General features: G+C 73.9%; 13 protein-coding genes. 2 read left to right on the top strand and 11 right to left on the bottom strand.

The annotated features are described in order from the left end of the window. Positions 1-14: 14 nt before the first annotated feature. From AB0O07_RS10335 to AB0O07_RS10320, 4 genes are all read right to left on the bottom strand, one after another. A complete protein-coding gene (locus AB0O07_RS10335) occupies positions 15-920 on the bottom strand; it encodes an ATP-grasp domain-containing protein (RefSeq protein WP_365629997.1) in 906 nt (301 codons plus the stop codon). Between the two features lie 109 nt (positions 921-1,029). Continuing rightward, a complete protein-coding gene (locus AB0O07_RS10330; protein ID WP_365629994.1) occupies positions 1,030-2,712 on the bottom strand; it encodes a DUF885 domain-containing protein in 1,683 nt (560 codons plus the stop codon). 237 nt (positions 2,713-2,949) lie between these two features. Beyond that, positions 2,950-4,407 carry a GNAT family N-acetyltransferase gene (locus AB0O07_RS10325; protein WP_365629991.1) on the bottom strand — a complete coding sequence of 486 codons (1,458 nt, stop codon included), beginning with the start codon at positions 4,405-4,407 and terminating at the stop codon, positions 2,950-2,952. A 140-nt stretch (positions 4,408-4,547) separates the two neighbouring features. Beyond that, the gene (locus AB0O07_RS10320) at positions 4,548-6,221 is read right to left on the bottom strand and encodes an alkaline phosphatase D family protein (RefSeq protein ID WP_365629988.1); all 1,674 of its coding nucleotides are present in this window, start codon (positions 6,219-6,221) and stop codon (positions 4,548-4,550) included. 196 nt (positions 6,222-6,417) lie between these two features. Here AB0O07_RS10320 and sigJ point away from each other — a divergent pair, with 196 nt between their 5' ends. Continuing rightward, the gene (sigJ, locus tag AB0O07_RS10315) at positions 6,418-7,308 is read left to right on the top strand and encodes an RNA polymerase sigma factor SigJ (RefSeq protein WP_365630368.1); all 891 of its coding nucleotides are present in this window, start codon (positions 6,418-6,420) and stop codon (positions 7,306-7,308) included. 262 nt (positions 7,309-7,570) lie between these two features. Next, positions 7,571-8,338 (top strand): GntR family transcriptional regulator, encoded by a 768-nt coding sequence (locus AB0O07_RS10310; protein WP_365629985.1) that lies wholly within the window; start codon positions 7,571-7,573, stop codon positions 8,336-8,338. Between the two features lie 144 nt (positions 8,339-8,482). Here AB0O07_RS10310 and AB0O07_RS10305 read toward each other — a convergent pair whose 3' ends face one another. From AB0O07_RS10305 to AB0O07_RS10275, 7 genes are all read right to left on the bottom strand, one after another. Continuing rightward, positions 8,483-9,652: an ROK family protein gene (locus AB0O07_RS10305; RefSeq protein WP_365629982.1), complete on the bottom strand. Its 1,170-nt coding sequence runs from the start codon at positions 9,650-9,652 to the stop codon at positions 8,483-8,485. A gap of 170 nt (positions 9,653-9,822) precedes the next feature. Further along, positions 9,823-11,235, bottom strand: coding sequence for an MFS transporter (locus AB0O07_RS10300; RefSeq protein ID WP_365629979.1), 1,413 nt, complete (start codon positions 11,233-11,235; stop codon positions 9,823-9,825). A gap of 201 nt (positions 11,236-11,436) precedes the next feature. Beyond that, positions 11,437-12,495: an NAD(P)-dependent alcohol dehydrogenase gene (locus tag AB0O07_RS10295; RefSeq protein WP_365629976.1), complete on the bottom strand. Its 1,059-nt coding sequence runs from the start codon at positions 12,493-12,495 to the stop codon at positions 11,437-11,439. 5 nt (positions 12,496-12,500) lie between these two features. Beyond that, a complete protein-coding gene (locus tag AB0O07_RS10290) occupies positions 12,501-14,060 on the bottom strand; it encodes a mannitol dehydrogenase family protein (protein ID WP_365629973.1) in 1,560 nt (519 codons plus the stop codon). Between the two features lie 5 nt (positions 14,061-14,065). Beyond that, entirely contained in the window at positions 14,066-15,292 is a 1,227-nt protein-coding gene (gene manD / locus AB0O07_RS10285) for a D-mannonate dehydratase ManD (protein WP_365629970.1), read from the bottom strand. Then, positions 15,289-16,287 (bottom strand): 2-hydroxyacid dehydrogenase, encoded by a 999-nt coding sequence (locus AB0O07_RS10280; protein ID WP_365629967.1) that lies wholly within the window; start codon positions 16,285-16,287, stop codon positions 15,289-15,291. Before AB0O07_RS10280 ends, manD begins: the two co-directional genes overlap by 4 nt. Further along, on the bottom strand, positions 16,284-17,324 hold the full coding sequence (locus AB0O07_RS10275) for a LacI family DNA-binding transcriptional regulator (protein WP_365629964.1): 1,041 nt from the start codon (positions 17,322-17,324) through the stop codon (positions 16,284-16,286). Before AB0O07_RS10275 ends, AB0O07_RS10280 begins: the two co-directional genes overlap by 4 nt. Between the last annotated feature and the right edge of the window lie 17 nt (positions 17,325-17,341).

Below are 17,341 nucleotides of genomic sequence, written 5' to 3'. Positions count from 1 at the left end.
GGGAGCGGCGGGGGTCAGTCCGTGCCGCCCACCTCCGCCAGCACCGCGAACAGGTCGCGCAGATCCGCCCCGGCCGGGGCACCGCTGACCTGGCCGTCACCGACCTCCACCACCCGCCAGGCGCCGTCCTCCCGCAGCGCCAGGTCCGTCGTCAGAAAGCGGCACCCCAGCGCCCGTACGGCGGGAGCCACCGAGGCCAGGGCCGGCTCCGGATGGCGTTCCGGCTCCAGATACGGGTCGGGGACCTGGTCGGGGGTGTCCGGGTGGGCGGTGACGAGGACCGGCTCGCCGTCCACCCACCAGACGCGCACCTCGCCGCCCGGCACGAACCGCTCGTACGCGCGCAGCACAACCCCGCCCGCCAGCGCGTCCTCCTGGAGCGCGAAGAAGCGGCCGACCACCGCGGCGAGCCGTGCGTGGTCGGTGAGTTCGGGGATGAAACACGCCTCGTCCCAGCGGTCCTTGCGGGACTTCACATAGTCCTTCACGATCCCGGGCCCCGCGCCGAGCGGCGCCGCGAGACCGGCCAGCTCCGCCCCGTCCGGCGGCGTACCCGGCGGGTGCCCGCGCCAGACGCTGCGCGGCGTGAGGTCGGCGAACTCCTCGTACCAGCCGGGGAGTTCATGGGCGCGGCGGTACGACCCCGGGTCGGTCAGCAGCCGGCACCCCCGTACCTCCATCCCGCGCGCCAGCTCCTCGTACGCGGCGACGGGCAGCATCCACCCCCGGTACCAGTACGGCCCGGAGCCGCGCCGCACCCCCGCCAGGGCGCGCGCGGTGTCGCCGGAGAGCAGCGCGTCATGGTCGAGCAGCGCGAACGACGAATCGGGCGACCTCGCCACCGCGGCCTCCGCGGCGAACACCGGATCGGTCCGGACCGTCCGCAGCGGATCGGCACAGAAGAGAAAACCGGCTTCCATCGCGACCCCCACCCCTCTCACCCCGTGTACGTCCCGTGCCCACCTGGTCCTGCGCCCGGTCGGGGCCCGCACCCCCGTGCGGGCCCCGACCGTCCCCCGAGCGCAGTCGTCAGAGTTTCGACAACTCGTCCACCAGGTCGTCCAGACCCAGCGAGCCCTGCGACAGCGCCGCCATGTGCCACGCCTTCGCGTCGAACGCGTCGCCGTGCGCCTTACGGGCGTTCTCCCGGCCCAGCAGCCAGGCCCGCTCGCCCAGCTTGTACCCGATGGCCTGGCCCGGCATGGAGAGATAGCGGGTCAGCTCGCTGCTGACGAAGTCCGCCGGACGGCCGCTGTGCCGGCCGAAGAACTCCTCCGCCAGCTCCGGCGTCCACCGCTCGCCCGGGTGGAACGGCGACTCCGCCGGGATCTCCAGCTCCAGATGCATCCCGATGTCCACGATCACCCGGCAGGCCCGCATCATCTGCGCGTCCAGATAGCCGATCCTGCGCTCCGCGTCCGGCAGGAAGCCCAGCTCGTCCATGAGGCGCTCCGCGTAGAGCGCCCACCCCTCGGAGTTGGCGCTGACCTGGCCCACCGAGGCCTGGTAGCGGGAGAGATGCTCCGCGACATGGGTCCACTGGGCGATCTGGAGGTGGTGGCCGGGGACGCCCTCGTGGTACCAGGTCGACACCATGTCGTACACCGGGAAACGCGTCTCGCCCATCGTGGGCAGCCAGGTGCGGCCGGGGCGCGAGAAGTCCTCGGAGGGGCCGGTGTAGTACGGGGCCGCCGCGCCGCCGGGCGGGGCGATCCGGGACTCCACGCGCCGTACCCGCTCGGCGAGTTCGAAGTGGGTGCCGTCGAGCGCGTCGATCGCCTCGTCCATCAGCTTCTGGAGCCAGACCCTGACCTCCTCGACGCCCTCGATGTGCGCGCCGTGCGCGTCGAGATGGGCCAGCGCCTCCCAGGGGTCCGCGCCGGGCAGGATCTTCGCCGCCTCGTCCCGCATCTCGCCGAGCAGCCGGTGGTATTCGGCCCAGCCGTACGCGTACGCCTCGTCCAGATCCAGGTCCGCGCCGTTGTAGTAGCGCGCCCAGCGGCCGTAGCGCTCCCGGCCCACCGTGTCGGGCGCGCCCTCGACGGCGGGGGCGTACACCTCCCGCATCCAGTCGCGCAGCGCGGCGACGGCGGCGACGGCGGTACGGGCGGCCGCGTCCAGTTCGGTACGGAGCGCGTCGGGCCCGGCGGCGGCGAACTCCTCGAACCAGCCCCGCTCCTCGCCCGCCCACTCGGTGAGCTGCTCGATGAAGACCGCAGTGGCGCGCGGCCCGCCCGGCAGCTTCCGCTCGATGCCCAGGGCCAGCGACTCCCGGTACCCCTCCAGCGCGGCCGGCACGGCGCGCATCCGCTCGGCGATCGCCGCCCAGTCCGCCTCGGTCTCGGCGGGGGTGACACTGAAGATGTCGCGGATGGCGTGCGGCGCCGACGAGATGTTGGAGACCTCGCGCAGCCCTTCCTCGGTGTCGTGGACCCCGAGGAAGGCGGTGAGCCGCTCGCGCAACAGCCGTCCGCAGCGCCGTTCCGCATCGCTGTCGGCGCCCGGCAGGGTCTCGGCCTCGTCCAGCCGGGCGAGGGTGGCCCGGGCGAGATCGGCACGGGCCTGCTGTCCGGCCGGGGAGTAGTCGGGGAGGCGGGGGGAGGACTCCGCCACACCGAGGTAGGTGCCGGTGATCGGGTCGAGTTCGATGAGTGCGTCGACGTAGGCGTCGGCGACCTGGCGGGGCAGCGCGCTGCCGGCTGTGTCTGACATCCCGCCATCTTCTCCGACCCGGAGCCCCGCGTCATCTCGCCTTCTCCGGTGCACGGTCGGAATGGCCGATCGGCGGTGGCCATGGGGGGAGCGGCGGCCATGGGCTCCGGACGACTTTGGCCGGATCCATGTGCTCGCGGCGGACGGTGCGGTACGCGCCGCGCGGTGCTGCGGGCCGGGCGGTGCCGTGGGGCAGGTGGTGCTGTGGGGCAGGCGGTACGGGGCGGAACGGGCGGGTCAGGGGGTGCGCTGGTCGAAGAGGCCGGAGTTCCGGTACGGCGGCACCGCCTCCAGGGCCGCCCGCTCCAGCCGGGCGGTGATCACGAGCGTGCCCTCGTCGATCTGGTAGTCGAGCGGCAGCCCGAGCTCCCGCATGGCCGCCACCATCCCGGTGTTGGACGCCTGGGTGACCGCGTAGACGCTCCCCGCGCGTGCCTCGACGGCGAGGGCGACGAGCCGGCGGAGCAGCGCGGTGCCGATGCCCCGGCGCTGCCAGGCGTCCTCGACGAGCAGGGCGACCTCCGTCTCCTCGCCGTCCCAGAGGAGATGGCCGAGGGCGACGAGCCGCCCGGAGGCGGTCTGCACGGCGAGGGTACGGCCGAAGCGCGGGCTGAGCAGATGCGTCAGATAGCGGTCGGCGTCGCCCACCGGGCCGTGGTAGCGCAGGCCCAGCGTGCGCGGGGTGCAGCGGCCGTGCAGGGCGAGCGCGGCGTCCAGGTCGTCGCTGTCGGCGCGCCGTACGGTGATCCGCTCGCCCTCGGGGAGGGTGAGCACGTCCTGCTGGCGGGGGAGGCGCGGGCCGAGCCGGGTGTCCAGCTCCACCAGCGCGCGGGCGCGGGCGAACTCGGTGGGGGTGAAGGGGAGATACGGCCGCTCCACGGTGAGGGTGCCGCCCTGCGGGTCGGAGAGCCGCAGCTCCGTACCGTCCGGACCGCCGATGCCGTCCCGGTCGGCTCCGGAGTCCCCGCACTCCCCGGCGTCCTCGGGCTCACCGGCGGAGCCTGCGGGGCGCGAGCGGATGGTGCAGCGGCCCAGCAACTGACGGAGGGCGAGCGGCAGTTCGGCGGCGTCCAGCGCGGTACGGGTGGCCAGGCCGAGCACCCGGGTCGGGGTGTCGACCAGGTCGTGGGCGTCGGCCCGCTCGATCCAGGTGGCGGAGCCGCCCGCGGCGGCGACCTCGCGGGTGAGGTCCCTGGCGAGCAGCGCTGCCGGGGCGCGCAGCAGGAACTCGTCGACGGTGCCGTCGGCCAGCGGGTGCGTCTGGAGGGTGAGGATGTCCACCCGGTGCGCGGCGAAGGCGGCGCAGAGCGCGGCGAGGCTCCCCGGCTCGTCCCGTACGGTCGTCCGCATCCGCCAGAGCACCGCGGGCTCCGGCTCCCCGGCCCCGCCGGTTCCGGCCGCCTCGCCGGCCGCAGCGGCCGGCGAGGCGGTGGACGGGGTGGCGGGCGGTCCACCGTCGCCGGGGGCCGGCGGGGCGTTGCCGTGCCTCCGTGCCCACCAGGTGTGGAAGGTGGCCGTGGCGACCAGGGCCATGGCGGACCCGATCAGCAGATACCCCCCGTCGGGTCCGTGCACGATCAGATTGGCCAGCGCGTCGGCGACCGCCACCGCGGTGAACAGGGCGGCCAGCTCGACGAGGTCCCGCCGCCAGTGGTGGGGGCGGCGGGCGCTCTTCGCGGATGTCACAGGGGTCATGACCGCAACTCTGACGGAACGGTGTTGCGTGATCACGAACGGTTTGTGACTGACGGGTTAAGGATGCATCTGTTGGCTTATAGACCGTTTCTGGCCATTTTTGGCAAGTAGTGAGCGCTTCGCTTATGCGGTGCGGCCGGTTACTGCCCGACCTTCCCCGGCTGGAGCGTCTTCGTGAAGAGCACCGTGCCGCCCTCCTCGCGGAGCCGTACCGTCAGCTCCCCGCTCCCGCCGTCGATCTCCACCTCGCCGAAGAGCGGCGGGGTCTCCAGCGGCGAGGTGTTCTCCCGCGTCGGCGCCTTCACGAAGACCCGGTCGGGGCCGAAGGTCGCGTCCAGCTTGTTGGCGGGGAACTGGCCGGCGGCGAGCGGGCCCGTGATGAACTCCCAGAACGGCTCGAAGTCCTTGAAGGCCGCCCGCTCCGGCAGATAGTGCTGCGCCGACGTGTGGTGCACATCCGCCGTCAGCCACACCGTGCCGGTGATCCGCCGGTGCTTGATGTACCGCAGCAACTCCGCGATCTGGAGCTCCCGTCCGAGCGGGGCGCCCGGGTCGCCCTGCGCGACCGCCTCGATGTTCTCCGGACCGTCCGGCACGACCAGACCGAGCGGCATGTCGGCCGCGATGACCTTCCACACCGCGCGCGAGCGCGACAGCTCCCGCTTCAGCCACTGGAGCTGCTCGGCGCCGAGGATGCCGGTGGTGTCGTCGGCCTGCCGGCCCGGCGAGTTGGCGTTGCGGTACGTGCGCATGTCGAGGACGAAGACATCGAGCAGCGGACCGTGGCCGATGACCCGGTGCACCCGCCGGTCCGCGCCCCGCGCCTGGAGCGTCGAGACGGGAAAGTACTCGCGGAACGCCTGCGACGCGTATCCGACCAGGACATCGATGTTCTTCTCGGTGTACCGGTCGTCGTCCAGGATCTGGCCCGGGTACCAGTTGTTCCGTACCTCGTGGTCGTCCCACTGGGTGATCGAGGGCACCTCGGAGTTGAAGCGCCGTACGTTCTCGTCGAGCAGGTTGTAGCGGAAGTTGCCCCGGTACCCGGCGAGCGTCTCCGCGACCTTCGCCTTCTCCTCGGTGGTGACATTGCGCCACACCCGGCCGTCCGGCAGCGTCACGCTGGGCTCGACGACCCCGTCCGCGTAGATGTTGTCGCCGCTGGAGAGGAAGAAGTCGGGGTGGAGCCGGCGCATCTCGTCGTAGACCGTGAGACCGCCGATCTCCGGGTTGATCCCCCATCCCTGCCCCACGATGTCGCCGGACCAGACGAAGCGCACCCCCTGGCGGCGCGTGGCGGGCGCGGTACGGAAGGTGCCGTACACCGGCTCGCCGGTACGGCGCGGGTCGTGCGGGTCCGCGAGCGTCACCCGGTAGTGGATCCGCTCGCCCGCCGGGAGCCCGTGCAGCGGGACCGTACCGGTGAAGTCGGAGCCCGCGCCCAGCAGCGGCCCCCGGACCAGGCGCGCGCGGCGGAACGACTCGGTGGCGGAGGTCTCCACGATCATGCGGGCGGGCCGGTCCGACCGTACCCACACCAGCCCCGACGAGGACGTGACATCGCCCGCCTGCACGCCCCAGCTCGCGCGCGGCCGGCCCGAAAGCGCCAGCGCGGGCGCCGCACCGCCCAGCAGCGCGGCGCCGGGCAGCGCCAGCGCGGCCGAGGCGGCGAGCGAGCCGCGCAGCACACCCCGCCGGCCGGGGTGCCCCGAGACGGCGGAGGCGGCGGAGGAGGAAGAAGAGGGAGAGGTCGAAGAGGGGGAAGACGGGGACGGGGAGGACGGCTCGGGGGTGTTCTGGGGGCCGTACGGCATGGATCGTCTCCTGGGCGAGAGCGGCCTGCGTGTCAGGCCATGCCTAGCCCTTGGTGACGGCCACCGCGCGAACCCCGGGTGAACAGCCGCCCGCCGTACGGCGATAGCGGAATCTCCGCCACCGGATCGCCGCGCGCGGGGCGCCTGGACAACGGCCTGCCCCGTCCGGTGGGATGGGCGGGTGGCAGCCGATGCGATGACCGAGGCGACCGAGGCGTTCGAGACCCACCGACCCGTCATCACGGGGGTGGCGTACCGCATGCTCGGCCGGTACGCCGACGCCGAGGACGTCGTCCAGGACGCGTGGCTGCGGTGGAGCGCCGCCGACCGTACGGAGATCCGCGAGCCGCGCGCCTACCTCGTCCGGATCACCACCCGCCTCGCCATCGACCGGCTCCGCCAGGCCACCGCACGCCACGAGACCTATGTGGGGCCCTGGCTGCCCGAGCCCGTCGTCACCGACTTCGGCGGCGACGTGCCCGACACGGCCGACCGCGCGCTGCTCGCCGACTCCGTCTCCTTCGCGGTCCTGGTCGTCCTCGAATCGCTCTCGCCGCTGGAGCGCGCGGTGTTCGTGCTCCGTGAGGCGTTCGGCTTCCCGTTCGCCGAGATCGCCACCACGCTGGAGCGGAGCGAGGCGGCCGTACGCCAGCTCGCCGGGCGGGCCCGGCACCATGTCGAGGAGCGCAGGCCCCGGTACGACGTCGACCCGGCGCAGCGCCGCGCGCTCACCGAACGGTTCCTCGCGGCGGCCGGCGGCGGCGATCTGGGGGAGCTGCTCTCCCTGCTCGCCCCGGACGTGGTGGTCGTCGCCGACGCGGGCGGCAAGGCGCAGGCGCCCCGCCGGATGGTCGAGGGGCCGGAGAAAGCCGGGCGGCTGCTGGTGGCCATCGGCGAGGGGATGGAGCGGCTCGACGCGCTCTTCACCGAGGTCAATGGCGGGGTCGGGGTGGTGTTCTCGGTCGACGGGAAGCCCGACACGGTCGTCCAGCTGGAGTTCGCCGGCGGTCTGGTGGAGCGCGTCCATATCGTCCGCAACCCGGAGAAGCTGGCCGGCGTCGCCCCGGGACGCCGGCCCACGCTCTAGCTCCGGACTCCTCGCGCGGCGGACGGCCCACGCGCCGGACGGCCCACGGTCTGCGCCCCCCCGCTCCGGCGGACGTTTGTTACCGCTTCCGTGTGTCTTTCGTGTACCCGGGGTAAAAAATCCGTTTCCTCAGGTGACGGGCGGGCCGATTGGTCTTGACCAAGGGGTGGCCCCGTCCTATCGTCACCTTTTAGTGCAAGGACCTTTAATAAACAAGGGCACGGAAACCCGCCGGGCGGACCGGCGAGTGCGGAGGATCAGGGTGGGGACCACGCAGCTTCAGACGGTGCCGGAGTCCAAGTACTGGCATCTCAGGACCGTGCTCGCCGAAGCGCTCGACTCCGACTTCGCGGTCGGCGAGGTGCTGCCCAACGAGCGTGAACTCGCCGCCCGTTTCGGGGTCGCCCGCGCCACGCTCCGGCAGGCGCTGGAACAGCTCGAACTGGAGGGCCGGCTCCAGCGCCGCCGGGGGGTCGGTACGACCGTCGCCCCGCCGCGCGTCGGCGTGGCCGTCTCCACGCCCCGGGACGAGTGGCCCGGCGCCGACGAGGAGGCCTGGCAGCCGCTCGACCACGGTACGGCCGCCGCGCCGGCCGCGGTGGCCCGGCTCCTGGAGACCGGCGAGGGCGAAGAGGTCCACACCGTCCGCCGGATCCGGATCACGAACGGCCAGTCCGTGGCCGCCGAGCTGATCTACGTGCCGTCGTCCTCGGTCCCCGAACTCTCCGCCATCGAGGCCCCCTCGGGGCCCGCCCGCGCCCGCGCCGTCCTGCGGGAGCTCCAGCGGCTCGCGCTCGACGCGCCGGAGCGCGCGGTCGAGCTGGGCTCGGCGCGCGCCGAGGACGCGAAGGAGCTGGACCGGCTCCCGGGCGCGCCCGTCCTCGTCGTCACCACGCGGTACGTGGTGGCGGGCCGGACCGCCGCGGTCTCCGTGGCCACGTACCGCGCGGACACCTGCCGGCTCACCTTCGGCGACTCCGGCGACCTGGAGATCAGCGAGGCCCCCGAGGAAACCCGCCAGGCCTCCTGACCCCGGGGCGGGGGTACGGGTCCACCCGTCGCCGGGGCGGTCCGGCCGGGAGCGGGGCAGGGCGGGAGCGGGGCCTGCCAGTACGTACGGCCGGGAGTACGGCCCTCGCGTAACGACGGCCCCCGGCCCCTCACCCCCGTCCGGTCATCCCGTCCGGTCATCCCGCCCGGTCACCGTTCTCTCCACCGCGAAGAGCTGCTCCTCCACATGGTCGAGGGCGAGGCGCAGCGCGCCCATCGCCACCGCCGCCTCGCCCAGCAGCGAGAGCGTCACACGGGGCGGGCGGAGGCAGTAGCGGGCCAGTTCGTCGCGGAGCGGGTCCAGCACGCTGTCCAGGCCGGTCGCCCAGCCGCCGATCACCACCAGCTCCGGGTCGAGCGCCAGCACCAGCGTCGCCACATCCCGTACCAGGCGCAGGATGAAACGTTCCACCGCCTCCTGGGCGCGCGCGTCGCCCAGCCTCGCCTGGGCGAAGACCTGGGCCACCGCCCGCTCGTCCAGCGGGTGCAGCGGCTCGTCCGTCGTGGAGAGCAGCCGCTCCGGCGTGGCCCCGAGGCCCAGCAGATGGAGCGCGCCGATCTCGCCCGCCGCCCCGCCGAACCCGCGGTGCAGCCGCCCGCCGATCAGCGCGCCCGCCCCCGGGCTCAGCCCGGCCAGCACGAAGACGACATCGGCGGAGTCGGTGGCCGCGCCCTTCCACTGCTCCGCCACCGCCGCCGCGTTCGCGTCGTTCTCCACCAGGACCGGGCAGCTGTACGAGCACCGCAGCCGCTCCCCGAGCGGCAGCCCGGTCCACTGGGGCAGCGCCGTCCCGAGCCGTACGGTCCCGTCCGCCTCCACGATCCCCGGGCTGCCCACCCCGACCGCGCGCAGCGAACCGTGCGCCACCCCGGCCCCGGCCAGCACCTCGTCGGCCACCGCCCGTACCCGCGCGAGGCGTTCGTCCGCGTCCGCCTCGGCCGAGACCGCCAGGGAGCCGCTGCCCAGGACCTCGCCGTCCAGCCCCGCCACCATCGCGGCCACCCGGTGCGGCCCGATCTCGATGCCCAGCAGATGCCCCGCCTCGGCCCGGAAGCGGAACCGCCGCGCCGGGCGCCCCTGCTTCCTGGTCTCGCCCTCCTCCGGGGCCGCCTCGGCGACCAGCCCCGTCTCGGCGAGCCCCTCCACCACGCCCTCGACCGTGGGCCGGGAGAGGCCCGTCGTCCTGGTCAGGTCGGTGAGGGTGAGGGAGCCCGCTTCGCGCAGGGCCCGCAGTACCACGGCGGAGTTGATCCTCCGCAGCAGGGACGGGTCCCCGCCGGTCAGCCGCCCCACGTAGTCCTCCCAGCTCGCGCCCGTGTGTGGCGGATCGTACTCGGTGCCCGAGCGGCGCGGCGAGTGGTACGTACGGGGCAGGTACGGGTGGCCCCCGCGGCTGCCCGCGGAGGCCACCCGGCCGGGCCCGCCGGCCCGGGTAAGGGCGGTCCGGCCGGATCCGGAGCCGGTCAGTCGCCGACCTTCTCCATCCGGGCGGCGTCCCCGGCGGCCGCCCGCCCGGCGGCCCCGGCGGCCACCGGCACCGGCGCCGTGGCGTCGTACGGGAGGGTCAGATCGCGGTCCCGGGTCTCCGGCGCCATCCGCGTGGCGACCAGGCTGACCCCGGTCACCAGCATCATGTAGCAGGCCACCGGGGCCCAGGAGCCCGAGAACGCGGTGATCAGCGAGGCGCAGATCAGCGGGGCGACCCCGCCGCCGATCACCGAGGAGAACTCCCGGCCCAGGGTGACCCCCGCGTACCGGTAGCGGTTGCCGAACAGCTCGGGGAAGAAGCTCATCTGCACCCCGACCGCGCCCTGGCAGGCCAGGATGAAGCCGACGACGATCGCCACCGTGATCGCCACCTTGGACCCCGTGTTCAGCGCGACGAACGTGGGCGCGGGCAGCAGCACCAGCGCGCTCAGGATCACCGTGTACACCGGCCTGCGGCCGAAGCGGTCCGAGAGGGTGCCGAAGCAGATCGCCGCGATACCGCCGCAGATCGCGCCGAGCAGCAGCACCTCCGGCACGAAGTCCTTCGCCACACCCACCGTCGTCACCAGGTACGAGGCCATGAAGACCTGGTACGTGTACGACTGCGTGGAGATCCCGAAGTTCATGAAAAGCACCAGCAGCATCGGCTTGCGGCCCCGCGTCAGGACCTCCTTCACCGGCGAGGCGGGCCGCTCCACCGCCGCCTCGCTCTCCTCCCGCCGCTCCTTGAGCTCCTGGAAGACGGGGCTCTCGTTGAGCTTCCGCCGGATGACCATGGCGGCGACGGTCACCACCAGGCTGGAGCCGAAGACCAGCCGCCAGCCCCAGGACATCAGGGCCTCGTCCGAGAGCCGCTGGGCGAGGATCCAGGCCACCGCGCCGAGCGCCGTCCCCAGCGCGGCGCCCGTCATGACCAGGGAGGAGAGCCGGCCTCTCCGCCCCTTCGCGGCCGTCTCGGTGAGCAGGGCGGCGGCCCCCGACTGCTCGGCGCCGGCCCCGAACCCCTGGCCCATCCGGCAGATCAGCAGCAGGACCGGGGCGAGCAGGCCGACCTGTCCGTACGTCGGGAGCAGACCGATGGCGAGCGTGGAGCCGCCCATCAGCAGCAACGTCGCGACCAGCACCCACTTACGGCCGAGCCGGTCCCCGTACCGGGAGAAGAAGAGCCCGCCGAGCGGCCGGGCGGCGAAGCCGACCGCGTAGGTGCTGAAGCTGGCGAGGAGGCCCACCGACGCCGAGACGTTGGGGAAGAACAGCTCGCTGAAGATCAGCGCGGAAGCGGTTCCGTAGATGACGAAGTCGTACTGTTCGAGCGCGGTCCCGATCAGACCGGCCCAGGCGGCGCGGCGTATCGCCGCTGGGTTGGGTGGTGCGGTGGTGGGGGCCATGATCTGTTCCTCCTTGAACGGATCGGCTGACAGGATATTCGGTGTAAAGGCGATGGAAACGGGCGGCGGGTGGGTAGGCGGGACCGCCGCCCGGCACGGGCGGTGCGGCAGACAGAGGGAGGGAGAGGAAGAGAGGGAGAGAGGGAGAGAAAGGGAGGGAGGGAAAGGGGAGGAGGGAGGGAAGCGGAGCAGGCGGGGGTGTCAGGCGGTGCGGTCGCCCGGCCGTACGACGACCTTGAGGTGGGCCGGGTCCTCGCCCGGGGCCCGCAGCGCGTCCGCCGCGCGGTCGAGCGGGAACCGTCCGGTCAGGACACCCGCGAGATCGACCCGGCCCCCGGCCACCAGCTCGATGGCGGTGGGGAAGGCATGGGCGTAACGGAAGGCGGTGGAGAGTTCGATCTCCCACCGCTGGAGGTGTGCCAGCGGCACCCCGTCCATGGCGGGCGGCGCCTGCCCGACGACGATCGCCCGGCCGGCCGGGCGCAGCGTGGCGAGCCCCTGCCGGAGCGCGGCCGGGTGGGCCGAGCACTCCAGCAGCCGGTCGACGCCGGTCAGGTCGAGCTCCCGCTCCGCCGTGTCGACGACGGAGTCGGCGCCCAGCTTCAGCGCTTGTGCGAGCCGGGCCTCGTTGACATCGGTGACGGTCACCTCGCTCGCCCCGGCGGCGCGGGCCACCTGGGCGACGAGGATGCCGATCGGGCCCGCGCCGGTGACCAGGACGCGGTCGCCGAACGCGACCTCGGCGCGGCGTACCGCCCACACCGCGACGGCCAGCGGCTCGATCAGGGCGCCGACCTCCAGCGGGATCGCGTCGGGCAGCGGGTGGACGGCGCGGGCCGGGGCGACCACGTACTCGGCGAAGGTCCCGTCGGTGGGCGGTGAGCCGAAGCAGGTACCGGTCGGGCAGAGGTTGTACCGCCCGGAGCGGCAGGTCGGACAGGAGCCGCACCCCACGGCCGGCTCCACGGCCACCCGGGTGCCGAGGTCCAGGGCGACGGCGGAGCCCTTGGCGCTGATGACGCCGGACGCCTCGTGGCCCAGGACGGTCGGCCGCCGCAGCTCGTTCTGTCCGTTGCGGCCGCTGGCGAAGTAGTGCATGTCGGAGCCGCAGACCCCGACGGCGTCGACCGTGACGAGCACGTCGTCCGGGCCGAGGGGGCGCAGCGGGCGGTCCTCGACCCGCAGGTCGCCCGGGCCGTACAGGACGGCGGCGCGGGTCGAAGCGGGAGGAAACTCCTCGGGAGTGGTCACTTCGATCATTTCGGTCACCTTCTTTCTCGGGCTTGCCGGTTCTCGGCCTCTGGGGGTGCCGCCGCCTCATCCGCCGCCGTCTCCGCCTCCTCCGCCGCGGCGCCGGGTCCGAACCGGACGATGACGTCGATGAGTTCCGCGATCCGGGCGCCGAACGCCGGGTGCTCCGTCAGCCCGTCCCCGAGCAGCCCGCTGTCGAGGACCGCCTCGACGAAGGCGGTCCGCGCGGCCCCGGAGCCGCCGGGCGCGGTCGCCGCCCGCCCCGCGAGCGCGGCCAGTGTTCCGCGCGCCGGATCCACCATCGCGGCGGCGTGCGGCCCCGGCGAGAACCCGGCGGGCGGCGCCACGCAGCACAGATACGCGGCCACCGTCAGCGCCAGCCGGTGCGGCATCCGCCCGGCGCGCAGATGGAGCAGCGCGGGCTCGGGCACCCGCTGGCGGAGCTTCACCGAGCCGTCGGAGCCGACCTGCTGGGTGCGGTGGCCCAGCGCCGTATTGGCCCAGCGCTCGAAGAGCTGCCGTATGTACGCCGCCACGTCGATACCGGCGGGGACGGTGAGGCTCGGCAGATACTCCTCGGCCAGCACCCCCCGCGCGGCCCGCTCGACGAACGGCCGGGCGACCGACTCCGGGATGGTCGCCCGCCCGTCCAGCGCGCCCAGATAGGCGATGAGCGAGTGGGTGCCGTTGAGGAGCCGGAGCTTGAGGAGTTCGTACGGTTCCACATCGGCCGTGAAGAGCGCCCCGCCCTGCTCCCAGCGGGGCCGCCCGGCCGCGAACCGGTCCTCCATCACCCACATGGAGAACGGTTCCGCCGGGACCGGTACGGCGTCGCGCACCCCCAGCCGCTCGGCGACCGCCGCCCGGTAGACATCGGTGGTCGCGGGGACGATCCGGTCGACCATCGAGCTGGGGAACGTCACCGCCTCGTCCAGCCACGGGGTCAGCGCGTCCCGCTCGGCGGCGGGCAGCGCCTGCGCGAACTCCCGTACCAGGCGCTCCGTCTGCGCGCCGTTGGCCACGAGGTTGTCGCAGCTCAGCACCGTCACCGGGGCGCCATGGGTGCGCTGCCGGCGCTGGAGCCCGCGGACGATCCGGCCGATGGTGGTGCGCGGCGGCGCGTCGCCGCGCAGATCGGCCCGGACGGCGGGGGAGTCGGTGTCGAGCCCATGGGTACGGGGCGAGAAGGTGTAGCCGTGCTCCGTGACCGTCAGGGTGACGACGGCCGTGGCGGGCGCGGCCAGCGCCGTCAGGACCTCCTCCGGCTGCGCGGCGGCCACCAGCGCCCCGGTGTGCACGGCGGGGACGGTCACCTCGGTGTGGTCCGGGGCGATCTCCACGACCGCGTACCGCAGGTCCTGCTCGCGCAGCGCGTCGGCGACCCCGGCCGACCGGTTCGCCACACCGAGGATGCCCCAGGGCCCCTCGGTGTGGGCGAGCGCGGCGGCGGTGTGCACGGCCTGGTGGGCGCGGTGGAAGTTGCCGAGCCCGAGATGGACGATGCCGGTCCCGGCGGGCGGCCGGCCCCCGGCGGTCCCGGCGCCGAGCCGGGGCAGCGAAGAAGTCGTCGTCATGGCGCTCACCAGTCCGTCATCGAGCCGTCGCGGCGGCGCGCCACCGGCAGATAGGCGGCCTCGTACGGGAAGCGGGCGGCCAGCTCCTCGTCCACCTCGACCCCGAGCCCGGGAGCCTCCCCCGGGTGCAGATGGCCGTCCTCGTAACTCCACGCGTGCCGGAACACCTCGTGGACCAGCGGCTCGTACCCCATGTACTCCTGGATCGCGAAGTTCGGGGTGGAGAGCCCGACATGGAGCGAGGCGGCGAGCGCCACCGGTGACACGTCGGAGGGGCCGTGCGGGCCGAGCTTGACCTGCCAGATGTCGGCGAGCGCGGCGATCCGCCGCAGATGGCTGATGCCGCCCGCGTGGGTGACACAGGTGCGTATGTAGTCGATGAGCTGCTCGGTGATGAGCGACTGGCACTCCCACACCGTGTTGAAGACCTCGCCGATGGCGAGCGGCACGGTGGTGTGGTGCCGCACATGCCGCAGCACCTCCTGGTTCTCGGCCGGGGTGACGTCCTCCAGCCAGAACAGGTCCACGTCCTCCACCGCCCGCCCCAGCCGGGCCGCCTGACCCGGCGTCAGCCGGTGGTGGACGTCGTGCAGCAGCCGCAGCTCCGGGCCCACATGGGCGCGGGCCGCGGCGAGGACGCCGGGGGCGTGCCGGAGATACGACTCGGTGTCCCAGACCTCCTCCACCGGCGCCGCGACCCGCCCGGCGGGCTCGTACCCGGGGCCGCCGCGCGTCACCCCGTACACCAGGTCATGGCCGGGCACCCCGCTCTGCGCCCGTACGGCGAGAAAGCCGCGCTCGCGCACCGCGTCGATCGCGTCCAGCAGCTCCGGCACCTCCCAGCCGCTGGCGTGCGTGTAGGTGAGGACCCGGTCGCGGACCGCGCCGCCGAGGAGCTGGTAGACGGGCTGCCCGGTGGTCTTTCCCTTGATGTCCCAGAGCGCCAGGTCGACGGCGCCGATGGCGGTCATGGTCACCGGGCCGCGCCGCCAGTAGACGCCCCGGTAGAGGTACTGCCAGGTGTCCTCGATCCGCGCCGGGTCCCGGCCGATCAGCAGCGGGGCGACATGGTCGCGCAGATACGAGGCGACGGCCAGCTCGCGGCCGTTGAGAGTGGCGTCGCCCCATCCCACCAGGCCCTCCGCCGTGGTGATCTTGAGGGTGACGAAGTTCCGGCCGGGGCTGGTGACCAGCACGTCCACGGCGGTGATGGTGTCGGCCGCCCCGCTCATCGGGCCACCGCCACGACGTTGCGGAGCTCTTCGCCCGCCGCGAGCCGGCCGATGTTGGCGGCGATGTCGGCGGCCCTGCGGGCGAAGGTCTCCCGGGTCAGGCCCGAGGAGTGCGGGGTCATCAGTACGTTGTCCAGACTCTCGAAGGGGTGATGGCCGGGCGCCCCGGAGCCGCCCTCGGCCGGGTACCGGTACCAGACGTCGAGCGCGGCACCGCCGATCGTCCGGCCGCTCAGCGCGGCGAAGAGCGCGTCCTCGTCCACGACCGGGCCGCGCCCCACGTTGACCAGCACGGTGTGCGGGCGCATCCGGGCGAACTCGGCCGGGCCGATCAGCCCCGCCGTCGCCGGACCGAGCGGTACGGAGACCACCACGACGTCCGACGTCTCCAGCAGGGCGCCGAGGTCGTCCACCGTCCCCGACCAGGCGAGCCCGTGGGCCGCCGCGTCGACCTCGCCGCGCCGGGTGACCGCGACGCCCCGCGCGCCGAACGCCCGGAACAACTCCCAGGTACGGGCGCCGATATGGCCGAAGCCGACGAACCCGACGGTCGCCGCGCCCAGGCTCTCCGCCCAGGGCACCGCTGCGTCGTACACCGGCGAGAGCCACCGGCCCGCGCGCAGCGCCTCGTGCTGGCGGAGGAAGCCCCGGCGGAGCAGGACCGTCGCCGAGACGGCGTACTCCGCCATGGAGTTCTCGTGGTGGAAGGTGTTGGCGACGACCGTGCCCGGGGCGAGCGCGGCGGTGTCGATCTGCTCCGTACCGGCGCCCGCGGCGTGGACCAGCCGGAGCCGGGGCGCGGCGGCGGCGAGCTCGGCGGGGCACCGGCCGGAGACCAGCACCTCGGCGTCGGCGAGGGCTTCCGCGACGGCCCCGGTGTCCCGGGGATCGGGCCAGCGCACCGCCGTGCCGGCCGGCAGCGCGGCCTCGAACGCGGCGCGCAGGGGGAGGAGGTTGGTGTCGGCGACGACCACGGTGAGGGGGACGGGGGTCATGACGCCTCCTTCGCGCCGTGGCCGGCGGTGGCGCGCTCCCGGGGGCCGGGGGTACGGGCGGGGCCGCTGGACCCCCGGACGATGAGCTGGGTCGGCAGCCGCAGCGTGCGCGGGGTGTGCCGGTCGCCCGCGAGGACCTGGCCGAGCAGGTCCATGGCGAGGGAGCCCGCCTTCGCCATGGGGACGGCGATGCTGGTGAGGGCGGGCTGCGAGACCTCCGCGAACGGGATGTCGTCGACCCCGACGACACTGAGGTCCTCCGGCACGGAGAGGCCCAGCGCCCGCGCGCCCGCGATCACCCCGAGCGCGACCAGGTCGTTGTGGGTGATCACGGCGGAGGCGCCGGAGGCCATCACACTGGCCGCGGCGGCGGTCCCGCCCGCGACCGTCTCGGACTGCCACCCCAGCACGTCCAGTTCGAGGCCGGCCCGCTCGGCCTCCGCGCGCATCACCTCGACCCGGTGCGCGTTCGACCAGGAGCGCTGCATGCCCTGGACGTACGCGATCCTGCGGTGGCCGAGCGCGGCGAGGTAGTCGACGGCCTGGCGCAGCCCGTGCGCGGCGTCGGTGAGCACACAGTCGGCGCCGGTCGTCTCCCGGTTGACCAGGACGGCGGGGGTACGGCCGCAGATGCCCAGGATCTCGTCGGCGTCCAGCCGGGACGACACCACGACCAGCCCGTCGGCCTGGTCCCGCAGATGGGCGATGACCTCGCGCTCGCGGTCCGGGTTGAGATCGGTGTCGGCGAGCACGACGGTCTGTCTGCGGTGCCATCCCTCACCCTGGGCGGCCTTCACGAAGGCGCCGAACACGGGGTTGGCGATATCGGGGACGACCAGCGCCACGGTGGCGCCCTCCTGGTCGGCGGCGGGCTCGGTGACCCGGGGCGTGGCGGGCTCGTACCCCAGCTCTTGCGCAACGGCGAGCACCTTGCGCAAGGTGTGCGGTCCGAGCCGGTCCGGGTCGCTGAACGCGCGGGACGCGGTGGAGAGGGCGACGTTGGCGCGTTTCGCGACGTCGGTGAGGGTGGGGGCCATGAAGAGCTCCGTTTACC

Source organism: Streptomyces sp. NPDC093085, from assembly GCF_040683935.1.
GTDB lineage: Bacteria > Actinomycetota > Actinomycetes > Streptomycetales > Streptomycetaceae > Streptomyces.
This window is presented reverse-complemented; position numbering and strand designations above follow the sequence as displayed.

What these genes read in the sequence shown, in the direction of transcription:
- sigJ (WP_365630368.1), top strand. Translation starts at nt 6,418, where the DNA reads ATGACCGAGGCGACCGAGGCGTTCGAGACCCACCGACCCGTCATCACG.
- AB0O07_RS10300 (WP_365629979.1), bottom strand. Translation starts at nt 11,235, where the DNA reads ATGGCCCCCACCACCGCACCACCCAACCCAGCGGCGATACGCCGCGCC.
- AB0O07_RS10325 (WP_365629991.1), bottom strand. Translation starts at nt 4,407, where the DNA reads ATGACCCCTGTGACATCCGCGAAGAGCGCCCGCCGCCCCCACCACTGG.
- AB0O07_RS10290 (WP_365629973.1), bottom strand. Translation starts at nt 14,060, where the DNA reads ATGACGACGACTTCTTCGCTGCCCCGGCTCGGCGCCGGGACCGCCGGG.
- AB0O07_RS10320 (WP_365629988.1), bottom strand. Translation starts at nt 6,221, where the DNA reads ATGCCGTACGGCCCCCAGAACACCCCCGAGCCGTCCTCCCCGTCCCCG.
- AB0O07_RS10275 (WP_365629964.1), bottom strand. Translation starts at nt 17,324, where the DNA reads ATGGCCCCCACCCTCACCGACGTCGCGAAACGCGCCAACGTCGCCCTC.
- AB0O07_RS10335 (WP_365629997.1), bottom strand. Translation starts at nt 920, where the DNA reads ATGGAAGCCGGTTTTCTCTTCTGTGCCGATCCGCTGCGGACGGTCCGG.
- AB0O07_RS10295 (WP_365629976.1), bottom strand. Translation starts at nt 12,495, where the DNA reads ATGATCGAAGTGACCACTCCCGAGGAGTTTCCTCCCGCTTCGACCCGC.
- AB0O07_RS10280 (WP_365629967.1), bottom strand. Translation starts at nt 16,287, where the DNA reads ATGACCCCCGTCCCCCTCACCGTGGTCGTCGCCGACACCAACCTCCTC.
- AB0O07_RS10330 (WP_365629994.1), bottom strand. Translation starts at nt 2,712, where the DNA reads ATGTCAGACACAGCCGGCAGCGCGCTGCCCCGCCAGGTCGCCGACGCC.
- manD (WP_365629970.1), bottom strand. Translation starts at nt 15,292, where the DNA reads ATGAGCGGGGCGGCCGACACCATCACCGCCGTGGACGTGCTGGTCACC.